This is a genomic window from Burkholderia sp. S171 (assembly GCF_009766085.1).
GTDB lineage: Bacteria > Pseudomonadota > Gammaproteobacteria > Burkholderiales > Burkholderiaceae > Caballeronia.
The window spans coordinates 45,540-58,219 of the sequence record NZ_LMUF01000038.1 but is presented as its reverse complement, the minus strand read 5'-3'; the positions used below and the strand labels follow the sequence as shown (position 1 = coordinate 58,219).

Genomic DNA, 12,680 nt, shown 5'->3' with positions numbered 1-12,680 from the left:
CTATGCGGCGTCGACCAGACGACCGACCACGCCTTTATCGACCAACCGTCCAAGCGCCGCGCCGCTCAAACCAAGCACGGACGCCAGCACCTCCTCGGTATGCTGGCCGAGAAGCGGTGCCGCGCTTGCGGACAACCGCTCGAACGCGGAAAAATTCAGCGGGGACCCCGGTGCGAGGACGCGTCCGACACCGGGTTGATCGACGTGTGAAAAAAGCGGGTTCGCGGTTGAGCAAGCAGGGTCGTCAAGCACCAGTTGCGACACTGTCTGGTACTTTCCCCAACAGACGCCGTGGGCCTTGAACGTGTCGGCAACATATGCAAAGGCACGCGCGGATATCCACGGTTCGATCAACCCGGCGATCGCCGCCCGGGCGATGAAGCGGTTGCCTTCCCTGTCGAGATCTAGTCCCGTGTTCGCCGCCAGTTGGGCGATAGCCGGCTGAAGCTCCGTCGCGCGACAGAGCGCTTTCCACTGCTTTCCGGTCAGCGCCACGACCATGACGCGGACTCCATCCGCGCACACGAAGTCACGGCCAAACGCGCCATAGAGGTCATTGCCGGTGCGCGCGCGCTTGGTGCCCAGTTGCGCCTCGGCGATAAAACCGAGATGCCCCATGACAGCTAACGCCATGTCTTCCAGCGCAAGCCGTATGTGTTGCCCTTCGCCTGTCATTCGCCGATGCCGCTCGGCCGCGAGCACGCCGACCGCTGCCATGTGACCGGTAACGAGATCCCACGCGGGGAGCACATGATTCACGACGCGCTCGGCACTAGCATCCCCAGTTAAAGACGGCATGCCGACGCGTGGATTCACCGTGTAGTCGACTGCGGAACCCCCTTCGCGATCGCCGGAGATTGTTAGCTGGATGAGATCGGGACGCATCGCGCGCAACGCGTCGTAGTCGAAGCAACCTCGTGGCGGAAAGTTGGTCAGCAAGATTCCCCCAGCGTCACCGGGTGCCGCGATCAGCGCCGATGCCAGTTCACGCCCCTCAGGTCCTGACAAGTCGATCGTCACTGAGCGCTTGCCCTTGTTCAACCCGCACCAGAAGAGACTTACGTTGTCATCCGTGACCGGCCATCGCCGGTAGTCGAGGCCGCCTCCAAGCGGGTCGATGCGAATGACATCGGCACCCATCTGCGCGAGCGTCATGCCGCCCAAAGGCGCTGCGACAAACGCGGAAGCCTCGACCATGCGCAAGCCCGCCAGGATCCCCCTGCGCTCAGTCATGGAGCAGCCCAAGTTTCTGTTCCAGCAAGTTTCTCGCGATAACCTTCAGCGCCAGCGTCTCCTCGGCTCCTTCGAAGATCGACAGGACCCGCGCATCGACGAAATATCGGCTGACCGCGCTTTCCTCTGCGTAACCCATCCCGCCGTGTATCTGCATTGCATCCCGCGTCACTATCTCGGCCGAGCGGCATGTGAGCAGCTTCACAAGACTCGCCTCCATTCGACCCGCTCCGGACTCCAGTCTCCGACCGACCGCATAAGTCAGGCGCCGGCACGCTGCAAAGCGCGCCGCCATGCGCGCGATTTTCACCTGCGTAAGCGGGTAGTCGATCAACGCGTGGCCGAATACACGGCGGTCGCCGGCGTAGCGCGCAGCTGCGCCCAACGCCGCGTGCATCACGCCTACTGCGCGCGCGGCGGTCTGCATGCGACCGCCGACCATGCCGGCCATCGTCAGATAGAAGCCCTTTCCTACCCCGCCCTCCTCCCCAATCACATGGCTGTCGGGCACGAAGAACTCCTCGAACGCGAGATCAAACGAATGCATCCCGCGATAGCCAATAGTCGGGATCGCGCGGCCCTGAATCCGGCCGCCGCCCTCCTGGACGAAGTCGAATTCGTGTCCGTCCGACGAAGGCTTCTCCACCAGCATGATGCTCAGTCCGCGATGCGCCGCCGCGCGCTCGGCACTCGTGCGCGCCACGACCATCAGCAGCCCGGCCTTGCCGGCAAACGTGCACCACGTCTTGGCACCGTTTAACAGCCAGCCGCCGCTCGTGGGCGTGGCTCTCAGGCTCAGGCTAGCCACGTCCGAGCCGAAATCCGGCTCGGTGATCGCTATCGCGCACAGCGGTTCGCCCACTGCTATTTTCGGCAGCCAATGCGCTTTCTGGCGTTCGGTCCCTCCGCTCAACAGCGCGCGCGCCAGGATTTCAGGCCGCGTAATGAGACTGCCTGCTGCCGCGAGCGATGCAGCGGACAGCGCTTCTGTTATAGCGATCATCATCAGCGCGTCTCCCGCGCCCTCGCCTTGCGCGCTGCCGCCGTAGGTCTCTGGTATTGACAAGCCGAAGACGCCCATTTCGCGCAGTGGTTGAAGCAGTGCTTCGGGTACGGTCAGGTCGTGCCTGTGGATCTTCTCGGCCTGGGGTGCAACCACCTCCGCCGCAAACCGGCGAAACGCGGCCTGCGCCATTTCAGTCGAGTCGTCGAGCGTAACCGCGCCGCAGTCGCCATCGGCTTCGGCAACGGCTCGGCCGATCATCGTCAATGCAGCATTGCTGGCCGACGCGCGCCGCAGCGACGCGAGCGTCGCATTTGCCGCCAGCGCCTGTAGCGCAGCGCTGTTGACGTCGAGCTCAAAAAAGATCACCTCGAGTTTTTGCAGCACCACACTAGCCGTATCCGATAAGAAAGCAAATGCCAGCGCGCGATCGAGCGGCGAACAATTGGCCACGTCCAACAGCGCATTCTCGGCAGCCAATAATTCGGCGGCGGCTAGCGCGAGTTCATAACAGACGTATTGATGCGCATCGAGTCGTGCCGGGTCTAGTCTTCCATCTGCGGCGCACACGCTTGTCACGGCCTGCGCCGCCTGGTCGAACAGATGACGGAGGTCGGAAGAGACGGAATGGGCGAGACCATTGATCTCGTCAAACGACAACGTCGGTATTGTGTTCATGGCAACTGCGGGTTGTATTTCACGGCCGGGCCGAAGCCCGGAGCCGGCGAGGGACGACGTTTCCATTTCTCAAGCGTTTCCGTAGGGGTGTTCGGTCAGGCCCGTCGCCGGTACGCGTGCGGCAAACACGGAACCTGCGAGGGGGTTGTCTTCATCGCCGGTACAGCGCGTCGTGATGAAGAGGACGTCGTTGGCTACGCCGCCGAAGCACACCGACGTTGGTTTGAGCGCCGGCACGCGAACCGCCTGATCCAGCTTTCCCGCCGGCGTGTACCGTGCAATCCGGCTACGGTTGACTTCGGCGACCCAGACGCAGCCGTCGGTATCGATCGTGCAGCCGTCCGGCTTCACGCCCGTGCCTTCGTAGTCCACGAGGAGCGTACGGCCGCCCAGGCGGGCTTCGGCCAGATCGAATTCGTAGGCCCACAGACGGCCGGGCAGCGACTCGACGAAATACATCGTCTTGTTGTCAGGGCTGAAGCGGATGCCGTTCGCCAGCGTGATGTCGGTCGCCTTGGTCGAGACGCGTCCGTTCTCAACGCAGTAGATGCAGCCGATCGCCGCGCTCAGCGTCGGGTCATAGGTCGCGGTCCAGAAGCGGCCGCTCGCGTCGCACGCGCCATCGTTGACCCGCACCTCCTTCGGTATCTCGAAATCGGTGGCCAGCGGCGCGAAGACATCGCCGTCGTAGGAACCTATGGCGGGCCCTCGCGTAAAGGAGAACAGCATCTGTCCGTTGCGGCAGGGCGTGACGCGTGATGCCCGGTAAGGCAGGTCTCTTTCGACCGATCTTCCGGAGATTGGATCGCCCTTATATAGCTTCCTGTTGACAAGATCGGTCCAGTAAAGCGCTTGTACCGAGGCGTCCCAGAGCGGGCCCTCTCCCAGATCCATGCGCATCTTGAAGGCAACCTCTGCATCGACGCTCAGAACGGCCTCAGCCATGATTGATGTCCTTTCGTTCGGGTGCGAAGCGACGCCGAGCGCGGCTTGGAATCGCCTGACGCGGCCGCATTTCGTTGATTAGTTAGGCTGACCAAGAATCAGGGCGCTCTTGTGCCCCGTGCCCCCGCCACTCGTGACAAGGCTGTGCCGGACACCGGGAACCTGCAGAATTGCGTCGCCTCGTGCCTGGCGCGTTGCTTCTATCACCAGATTCAGCCCATGCAGATAGGCCTCCGAGTGCAATCCCCCCGCCGTGTTAATCGGCAGTCGGCCACCTTGCTTCAACGCGCCGGACTCGATGAACGAAGCCACTTCGCTGCGTTCACAAAGGCCGTAGTCAGTCAGCCCCATCGGGATCAGGCCGGTGAATGCATCGTAAATCTGAGCAACATCGATATCGCCAGGCGCAAGACCGGACTGCGCGTAGATCGCCTTGGCGACTTCCTTGGAGTTGGTCGTGGCATAGTCTTCGATGGGCATGTTATGCGAACCCATGGGGCCCAGTGTCCACCTCGGGCCGCTGGCTTGCGCCGCCCCCAGGATAGGCACGGCGGGAACCTGCAGACGGTCGGCCAGGTCCGCCGTGGTGACAATGACCGCGCAGGCCCCGTCGGTTTCAAGGCAGCAGTCGTAGAGCCGGAACGGATCGGCGACCATCCTCGATGCAAAGTACTCTTCCCGGTTGAGCGGCCGGCCGCGCATGACCGCCCGTGGGTTAGCCTGGGCGTTGGCACGCAGGGTCATCGCAATGTCAGCTAGATGCTCGGACGACGTCCCGCATTCCATCATGAACCGCCGGTAGGTGAGCGCCACCATCATGCCCGGTGACATCAGGCCATAGGGTGCGACGAATCCACCCCACAACGGCCGGGCGCGATACTGACCATAGCGCTCGTATTGCCCCTGACAAATCGATCGATACACCACGGCATAGCGGCACTGCCCGGTAGCAACCGCCATGGCCGCGAGCATGACGGCGCCCGAACATCCGCCGCCGCCGCCGCCCCACACAATCGACGCGTAGCGCAGCAACGGCGCTGCGAGCGCGGCCTGCACGACAGCGGGTTCGTGCCGTTCGAATCCAAACGATGCAAAGCCTTCGATCTCGCTCGCGCTAATGCCGGCATTGGTGGCCGCCGCGTTGATGGCTTCGAGACACAGCGACAGCTCTGTCCGGTCGTCAAGACCACCGCGCTTCGCATAAGCGGTCTCCCCCACGCCAACAATGCAGGGCTGTAGCTTGCGTGGCCAGTCGGTCATTGGAAATGTCATGCGGCGCTCCCTGACCCGCCGACGTCCGAAGTCGTCCGCCTGAAGCGCGGCAACAGTGTTCCGTTGCCGGCGTCTTCCCAACATACGGTAACCGGCATGCCAATGGATAATTCATCCGGGGGCACGTCTACGATATTGGTGACAAGCCTGACGTCATCGGCATCGTCCAGCAGTACTACGGACACGTTGTACGGGGGATGTCCCTTGAGGGCCGGGTGAACGGCATGATAGCCAACGGAATAGGTGAAGATCGTGCCGTTCCCGCTGAGTTCCCTCCAGCTGACGTGCATCGAGCCGCAGCGAGGACAACTGGGCAACGGGGGATGGAAGTGGCGCGAGCAGTTGTCGCAAAACCTGATCTTCAGCTGTTGATCCTGACACGCCTGCCAGAAAGGCGCGTCTTCCGGCCCAGGCTCGGGAACAGGCATGCCCGTGGGAAGATAGCTCATAATTTTGTCTCCTTGGTTGGGGGGTGAAACGTTCTCCCCAGTCAAAACAACTATAAGGATTACCTTGCAATTTCGCTAGCGGCGGAAAAACATGACTGCCATACGTTCAGGAGATACCCGTTCAAGCCGGCGCGAACGCCCGTGCGACCGTTGTCACCCACGCATCACATGAGGACTTCCAGGCCATGCGCCAGACTTGGCAAGCCGCCTGATTTCAGTGGCAATCAACTCTGACATCAACTGCACGGTGCGTAAGCGACTGTGTTCTCGCGTAGACGCCAGAGTGAGCGCGATCGACATGCCCTGCTGGGCCAGCGGAACGGCCATCAGCTTGCCCGACGCCACCTCATCCGCCACGGCGCCGAGTGTCAGGACGGTATAGCCCAGCCCTTGCGCCACCATCGCCTTCAGGAGCGTAATGCTGTTGGCCTCATATGCCGGGACGAGCGGCGCGCCGATTTCGGAGAATGCGTCCTGCAGCAGGACGCGCACGGTCTGCCCAGCGCTGGGCAGCACGAGCGGCAACGTTGCGATGCTTCTTACGCCCGGCCGCTTCAATTCCTGCCATGCCGGGCCCGGAGCGCCGACGAGATAAAGCCGGTCCATCAGCAAGGGCGTGAGAATCAGATCGGCGTCCACCGGAGGGTCATAAAGAATAGCGAGCGACAGTTCGCGGTCGCGCGCGAGCCGGCTCAGGACGTGGCTCACGCCCTCCACCAGACTTACCCGAAGATTGGGCCATTGCGCTGCTACCGCGGGAAGAAGGTGAGGCGCCAGCAGCGTGCCGGCGACGTGCGTCATGCCGAGCGTTATCGTCCCGGCCACGACCTGGCCCGAGTGCCTTACTTCCTGCTTCAACTGCTCGAGCTGATGCAGGATTCCCATTGCCCGGGACGCCAGCAACTCTCCGGACTGCGTCAATTCACAGCCCCGGTTGGTGCGGGTGAAAAGCGGGGTTCCCAGCACCTCCTCCAGCCGTTTCACCTTGCGCGTGACAACCGGTTGCGCAATACCCATGCGCAACGCGGCACGTGAAAAGTTCTTGGTTTCAGCGACCAGGCAAAAAGTCGCGAGCAAGTCGGGATCGAGCATCTCTGTGTCGGTCGCCGGAAGCAAATCTGTCATGCCGGATCCGTATATCAGCGACGATATCTTTATATTAGTTTGATGACAGCCGACAATCGGCGCGCGTCTCATGCGCTCGGTAACTTTGCTCCGTCCGTGGCATCCCTTGAACTCGGGATCGCGGGCACGCCCAGCAACACAAACAGAACTGCCACAATGAGCAGCCCCGAGATCACGTAAAGCCCGTTCGCGAGGCTACCGGTCGCGGTCTTGATAAGTCCCAGCGCGTACGGGCTGAAAACGCCGGCCAGATTGGATAGACTGGTGATGATCGCAATTCCCGCCACGCTTTCGCGTGCTGACAACTGGCTGTAGGACATCGCCCAAAACACCGGCAATGCACCACTGATCCCCGCGTTCGCCAACGCGAACAGCGCCAGCGAAAGCCCCAGGCTGTGGCTCGTCATCGTCGAAACGCAGAGACCGAATGCAGCAGCGACAGCGGCCAGGGCGAAGTGCCATCTGCGCTCCACGTGGAGATCGGAATGCTTGCCGTAAAGAATCATCGCGACGGCGCCGACCGCGCTCGGGATCATCGAATACAGTCCGATATGCTGCATGTTCGAGACGCCCAAGCCGTGAATCACGGTAGGAAGCCAGAAGATCAGCGCGTAGAGACCGCAAAGCACGGCAAACAGCGCAAACGACAACAAGTAGACCATCGGGTCGAAGAACGGCTGACGCGCGGGGTGCGAGCGCGCCGCGCTCCGCAGCGCGACTGCGGCGGCGATATCGCGCGACACAAGCTCCTTTTCCTGTTCGCTCAACCAGGACGCGTTCGCGGGCCGTTCGCTCAGGCACACATAGGTAACGATTGCGAGGACGCAACTCGGGATACCTTCGAGCAGAAACATCCACTGCCATCCTTGCCAGCCGTTCACGCCGTTCATGTTCTGCAAAATCCATCCCGACACGCCTCCTGCCACTACGCCGGCAACAACGCCCGCGACGAAGACGAATGAAACCATCCGCGCTTGCCGGGCTGGTGGGAACCAGTACGTTAGGTAAAGGAGCACTCCTGGGTAAAACCCGGCTTCGAATACCCCCAGCAGGAAACGCACGACGTAGTACTGCGTGGGCGTCCTGACGAACATGGTGCTGGTCGAAGCGAGTCCCCACAGGAACATTATCCGAAACAGCGTACTTCGCGCGCCGACCTTCGGTAATAGCAGGTTGCTCGGGACTTCGAACACAAAGTAACCGATGAAGAATATGGCCGCGCCGAGTCCATAGATCGCATCGCTGAAGTGCAGCATCTCCTTCATTTGAAGCTGCGCGTAGCCTACATTGAGGCGGTCCATGTAATTCATCAACGCGCACATGAAAAGCACAGGCGCCACGCGCCGGGTGATCTTGCCGTATGCGATATCCGCAAGCGGATTTTCGGCGCCCGGTAAAGAATTGGATTGCATGAATGTCTCGTATATTGTGTGTGAAAAGCGCTGTGTGCGCGGCTCCTCATGCCATTCGTTCGTCAGGGTTTCAGAATGATGCGTCCCATGACGCCGGAGCGCTCGAGATCCGCGTGAGCGCGACCTGCCAGAGAAAGTGGCAGCGTGGCGCTCACCAGCGGACGGACGAGTCCGCGCTCAACCAGCGTCAGTGCATCCTCAAGTTGACGTCGGGAACAACTGACGGCGCTAAGCAGCGAAATGTCGTGCAGAAACATTTGCGCGGTATTGAAGGGCGCAGTTTCTCCCGACAGTGCCCCGACCATGATCCAGCGACCGTGCTTCGCCATGCTGCGGCGCACCGGATCAAAAATCGCGGCGCCTACATTGTCGATAACAACGTCAACGCCGCGGTCGCCGGTGACCGCTCGCACGCTTGGAGAGAAGTCTTCTCCATGTGGCGAAACAATCACTTCATGAGCGCCCAGTTCGCGCACCGCGGCCGCCTTGGCTTGCGTCGACACCACAGCGATGACATGCGCGCCGCTCGCCCGCGCGATCTGCACCCCGTGGGCGCCCTGGCCACCGCTTGCGCCTGTAATCAGGATGTTTTCGCCAAGCCGCAGTTTGGCCACGTCTCGAATTGCATTCAGCGCGGTGCCGATCGCGCACGCCACGATCGCGGCCTGGTCCAGCGGGATAGAGTCGGGCACGACCGCGACACAATTTTCACTCACCGCAACCTGCTCAGCGTAGCCGCCGTTCAAACCCGCGTCGCCCATGAACTCCCTGTTCGTGCAATTCACTTCGAACCCATCCCGGCACTCCCTGCAATAGCCGCAAACCGAGCGGCGCTGAAGTGTGCAGACACGGTCGCCAACGCGCAGGTGACGAACGGACGAGCCCACCTTCTCGATCACGCCCGATACTTCATGGCCAGGCACAAGGGGCCTGTGCACTAGACGCCGAAAAATGCCATTTCGCACGACAACGTCGTGATAACACACGCCGCAAGCCGCGATACGAATCAGCACGTCCGTGGGCCGCACTTCCGGCTCCGGGACCTCGCGAAGCTCCAACACTTCCGGACCGCCAACCTGCTCCTGGACGATGGCTTTCATGATCGCCCCCCCGATAATTCCTGCGCGCTCGCCGGGATTGCTCTGAGCATGGCTCTGTTCGATAATGTCGCGCATGCAACGCTCCGCGCCGCCTTCCGTGTTCGAGAAACGTTCAGACAAGTCATATTGGTTCAATTATCTCTTAAGGTATCGTTCGCAAGCGTGCGCATCTAAGCCGCCTAGAAAAAATGCCGGATCGCAAAGCGAATGGCCGCTTGGTGGTCGGTTGACGACGGCGTAAGCACATTGATCGCCGCAACCGCAGGAGCGCCGTTCGACTGGCGCCCCGAAGCTCGTTGATACACCGCCGTGGCATACAAGTCCGTTCGTTTCGAAAGCGAATAGAGCGTACCAAAATCGAACTGGTTGTAGGTCGCGCCGCCCGCGCTGCCAACCGAGCTGCCGTGCGTATGACTAAACTTTGCCGCCAGCAGAAAACTTGGCGTGAACTGGTACTTCAACGTACCGTCGATGCTGTTGAACGTCGCGGTTCCCCGTACTGCCGCGGGATTCAAAGGCCCGGCGACGCCGTTCATGTCTTTGAACTGGGTATTCGAATAAGTGCTTAGCAGGGTTGCATTGCCGACCGAATAAGAGGCTGCCACTTCCGCGAGTTGCTGCGTTCGCGCCGACGCGTAGCCACTGTCGGCCGGCGAATAGAAGTTGTTGGTCGCAGCGGTGCCGTTCGTGGCGCTGGTAGCCCAATACGACGCGTTAGGATTGCGGATATTCATGTACGCAACGCCCATGTGGAACGGCCCGCGTCCGTAAGAAGCACCCATAGAATAGATCTGGTTCTGGGAGAAGTTTCCCGAGATGCCGCCAAGTGCGTACAAGCCGCCAAACTTCAGACCGCCGTAGTCAAGACTCGCAAACTTCACCGCGTTATTAATGTGATTGGCGGCGGTGAAGTTCTCCATATCGCCAGGATTGGCGACGATATATCCCGCCCATTGATTCGATGCTGACAGCGGGCCGACGTAATCGATGGACGAATCATACTGACGACCTAGTGTAATAGAACCGTAGCGATCGCTCGTCACACCTACGAATGACTGACGGCCGAACAAGAGCCCTCCTTGGCTTGCTTTGCCGCTATTGATGTCGTAGCCGTTCTCCAGTGTAAAGACCGTTTTGAAGCCGTCTCCCAAGTCCTCAACGCCGCGAAAACCAAATCGGCTTCCTGACAGTACGCTCGAGGCCAGATAGTATTGGTGATGCCCCCCCGCGTTACTGTTGAAATTGATGCCTTCGTCGGCAACACCATAGAGTGTCACACTGCCCTGTGCGAGAGCAAGGCAAGGACATGCCCCCATTAACGCGAGAAGCAACGTTAGCTTTTTCACAGATTCTGTCTCCTTGACAATCGTTTTTATGTTTTCGCTACAGGGTTGCCACGTATCAAAAAGCTAAATTGGTATCTACTAATTAATTTGTTGTCCTAAATCAATGGTTAGATTTGCTGAACCTTGCTAGGGCCTGCGGTTTTTTCGGGCACCGTATCGAGAGTTCGACGCGTCGGCGTTTCCCGGGGTCAAACGCTCCGCCTCCATGGACGCGCCCCTTTGGATCATCATAGGCACCGAGTTTGGGCCACACAATCCGCGCGAAGCACATACGAGTTATAACCAAAAGTATGATGCCGGTAAGCAGCATTCTTAGCCTAACGGCCCCGCCGTGAAACCTAGGAGCAGCGCGGTTGTAGCGCTTTGTTGCGAGATTTCGCGCATTTGCTGTAACGTCCGCAGTAAGACGGATATCAGGGAAAACCGCGATCTCCCTGCTGCTATGCATACCCCCGCATTCAGGTGCTGATCCTGGGCCGCGCGACGACCGCGCAGAAGTCTAGGCTCTAGTGAGTGGTTTCAATGCGCAACGGATACGTGGTCGCTTTTGCTATCTTCATTCGTATCGCTCAACCTTAAATTCGGTTATGCAATGTATGTCGCACTTGCGGATTGAGCCGCATCGGCCGCGAACCTATCATTTCTACTTGATTGACCGGTTCGGACGCATTTGCGGAGCTGGAAATCGCAAAGCAAGAAACACTCGACACCCAATACAAGGCTCAACTGGGCACAAAAAGGAGAGACTCATGCAAGATGATCAACGACCTGCGATCACCGTGTCGGATCAAGATTTGGGATTCTGGTCGAAGGTTCGCAGTGGCCAGCTCGTCGGCGAGAAGTGCCGCGAATGCGGCAAGGTCAGATTGTTTCCCGCGCTACATTGCTCGGCTTGCCTGTCTCAGAAATCCGACCCGCTTTACCTGACCGGCCAAGGGGTCATTGCTAGCGCATGTCGATTCCATCGGGCTTATTTCAAGGAATTGACCGATGCTGTTCCCTATACGGTCATATTAGTCCGTCTTCAAGACGGACCCCTCGTGTATAGCAATCTCGTCGACGAGCCGGATTCGCCACCAGTAATTGGTACCAAGGTCCAAGCGGTGCTAAGACCGTACCAGGAAACAGCCGGGCTTGTTCTCTTCGAACCAATGTTGCTTTAACACATCTTCGGTCAACAACATCGACGTATGACGAGGAAACTGTCAATGTTTCGCGTAAAAAAGCTCTCTATAAGGGCCCCTCTCTCTGCCCTTCGGTCGGTCGGAAGCGGTACGAAAATCAGTCAACCTCATCGTTGAGCAGCCGACGTCAGTAAGAACCGCGAGGCCCTGATGACGAGGGCATGTCTTTTTAGACTTGGCGATTTAACAATTACGCCACGCCAGACGGCCGAAAAATTGACGGTGATGGGCCCATTCCGCGTCGGTCAGTCTGTCGAGTTTGATCACTATTCGCATACGAAAAATTGAACATTTAGTTTATGTCAAATTGCTTGTAGACCCGACGTGAGCTTCAGACCCGAACTAACTTTCCGTTTGCGACGCGGTCCCATTTGCGCAGCCGGCCTCAGGCTCGCGTCGGACGATAATCAATATCGTCCCGTAGCGACGCGGTCGATCTCGTACGATCGCTGATATCGGTTCAGAAAAAACTTGGGCTTGGCTTTTCCAATACAAAAAATGCGAAACCTCCGGGACTAATGACATCAATCCTAATCGGACTCGGCAACCCGTCTGGCTGTTTGTGCCATTAACCCGTGTGCCAGGCATCGATGACTTAATGCGCTCTTGACATGGAATCCGCTGACTGATCTCGACGAATTAGTTTCGTCATGTGCAGTAGCGGTATCTAAGAAAGTGATCCTAAAGTGCCGCCCAAAATTGGCAAGAACCCACATAGCGATCAAATACCATTGAGACGATCGGGCAGGATAACGAGACGCACCAGGATTGCCAACGGCAAGCGCGAGCAAATAGAATGGACCTTCGTCCTGCTGGGTAGTAACTAGACGCACTCGCATCCGTCGCCCATCGGCAGCTAGCACAAAAGACATCGAAACACACCCAAACAGGCGTTGTTGCAATAAAGAGATCGGTGCAGAGATGACGTTTACG

The 12,680-nt window shown here is 59.4% G+C and carries 10 protein-coding genes; 1 reads left to right on the top strand and 9 read right to left on the bottom strand.

Annotation, left to right across the window (positions count from 1 at the left end; genetic code table 11):
- The 9 genes from GSQ93_RS19760 to GSQ93_RS19720 all read right to left on the bottom strand — a co-directional run bounded on the left by GSQ93_RS19760 (position 1) and on the right by GSQ93_RS19720 (position 10,563).
- Complete coding sequence (locus GSQ93_RS19760; RefSeq protein WP_158937340.1) at positions 1 to 1,233, bottom strand: CoA transferase; 1,233 nt, start codon at positions 1,231 to 1,233, stop codon at positions 1 to 3.
- Positions 1,226 to 2,914 (bottom strand): acyl-CoA dehydrogenase family protein, encoded by a 1,689-nt coding sequence (locus tag GSQ93_RS19755; RefSeq protein ID WP_158937339.1) that lies wholly within the window; start codon positions 2,912 to 2,914, stop codon positions 1,226 to 1,228. Before GSQ93_RS19755 ends, GSQ93_RS19760 begins: the two co-directional genes overlap by 8 nt.
- A 69-nt stretch (positions 2,915 to 2,983) precedes the next feature.
- Positions 2,984 to 3,859, bottom strand: coding sequence for an SMP-30/gluconolactonase/LRE family protein (locus GSQ93_RS19750; protein ID WP_158937338.1), 876 nt, complete (start codon positions 3,857 to 3,859; stop codon positions 2,984 to 2,986).
- 78 nt (positions 3,860 to 3,937) lie between these two features.
- Positions 3,938 to 5,131 carry a hypothetical protein gene (locus GSQ93_RS19745; RefSeq protein WP_158937337.1) on the bottom strand — a complete coding sequence of 398 codons (1,194 nt, stop codon included), beginning with the start codon at positions 5,129 to 5,131 and terminating at the stop codon, positions 3,938 to 3,940.
- Positions 5,128 to 5,580, bottom strand: a complete 453-nt coding sequence (locus GSQ93_RS19740) for a Zn-ribbon domain-containing OB-fold protein (protein ID WP_158937336.1) — start codon at positions 5,578 to 5,580, stop codon at positions 5,128 to 5,130. Before GSQ93_RS19740 ends, GSQ93_RS19745 begins: the two co-directional genes overlap by 4 nt.
- Before the next feature lie 153 nt (positions 5,581 to 5,733).
- Positions 5,734 to 6,705: a LysR family transcriptional regulator gene (locus tag GSQ93_RS19735; protein WP_158937335.1), complete on the bottom strand. Its 972-nt coding sequence runs from the start codon at positions 6,703 to 6,705 to the stop codon at positions 5,734 to 5,736.
- 68 nt (positions 6,706 to 6,773) lie between these two features.
- On the bottom strand, positions 6,774 to 8,117 hold the full coding sequence (locus tag GSQ93_RS19730) for an MFS transporter (RefSeq protein ID WP_158937334.1): 1,344 nt from the start codon (positions 8,115 to 8,117) through the stop codon (positions 6,774 to 6,776).
- A 62-nt stretch (positions 8,118 to 8,179) separates the two neighbouring features.
- On the bottom strand, positions 8,180 to 9,292 hold the full coding sequence (locus GSQ93_RS19725; RefSeq protein WP_158937333.1) for an alcohol dehydrogenase catalytic domain-containing protein: 1,113 nt from the start codon (positions 9,290 to 9,292) through the stop codon (positions 8,180 to 8,182).
- A 104-nt stretch (positions 9,293 to 9,396) separates the two neighbouring features.
- Entirely contained in the window at positions 9,397 to 10,563 is a 1,167-nt protein-coding gene (locus GSQ93_RS19720; RefSeq protein ID WP_254073949.1) for a porin, read from the bottom strand.
- Positions 10,564 to 11,312: 749 nt separating this feature from the next.
- Here GSQ93_RS19720 and GSQ93_RS19715 point away from each other — a divergent pair.
- Positions 11,313 to 11,726, top strand: a complete 414-nt coding sequence (locus GSQ93_RS19715; protein WP_158937332.1) for a Zn-ribbon domain-containing OB-fold protein — start codon at positions 11,313 to 11,315, stop codon at positions 11,724 to 11,726.
- The last annotated feature ends 954 nt before the right edge of the window (positions 11,727 to 12,680 follow it).

Excerpts from the sequence above, each read along its gene's own strand:
- GSQ93_RS19760 (WP_158937340.1), bottom strand. The coding sequence starts at position 1,233 with ATGACTGAGCGCAGGGGGATCCTGGCGGGCTTGCGCATGGTCGAGGCT.
- GSQ93_RS19755 (WP_158937339.1), bottom strand. The coding sequence starts at position 2,914 with ATGAACACAATACCGACGTTGTCGTTTGACGAGATCAATGGTCTCGCC.
- GSQ93_RS19750 (WP_158937338.1), bottom strand. The coding sequence starts at position 3,859 with ATGGCTGAGGCCGTTCTGAGCGTCGATGCAGAGGTTGCCTTCAAGATG.
- GSQ93_RS19745 (WP_158937337.1), bottom strand. The coding sequence starts at position 5,131 with ATGACATTTCCAATGACCGACTGGCCACGCAAGCTACAGCCCTGCATT.
- GSQ93_RS19740 (WP_158937336.1), bottom strand. The coding sequence starts at position 5,580 with ATGAGCTATCTTCCCACGGGCATGCCTGTTCCCGAGCCTGGGCCGGAA.
- GSQ93_RS19735 (WP_158937335.1), bottom strand. The coding sequence starts at position 6,705 with ATGACAGATTTGCTTCCGGCGACCGACACAGAGATGCTCGATCCCGAC.
- GSQ93_RS19730 (WP_158937334.1), bottom strand. The coding sequence starts at position 8,117 with ATGCAATCCAATTCTTTACCGGGCGCCGAAAATCCGCTTGCGGATATC.
- GSQ93_RS19725 (WP_158937333.1), bottom strand. The coding sequence starts at position 9,292 with ATGCGCGACATTATCGAACAGAGCCATGCTCAGAGCAATCCCGGCGAG.
- GSQ93_RS19715 (WP_158937332.1), top strand. The coding sequence starts at position 11,313 with ATGCAAGATGATCAACGACCTGCGATCACCGTGTCGGATCAAGATTTG.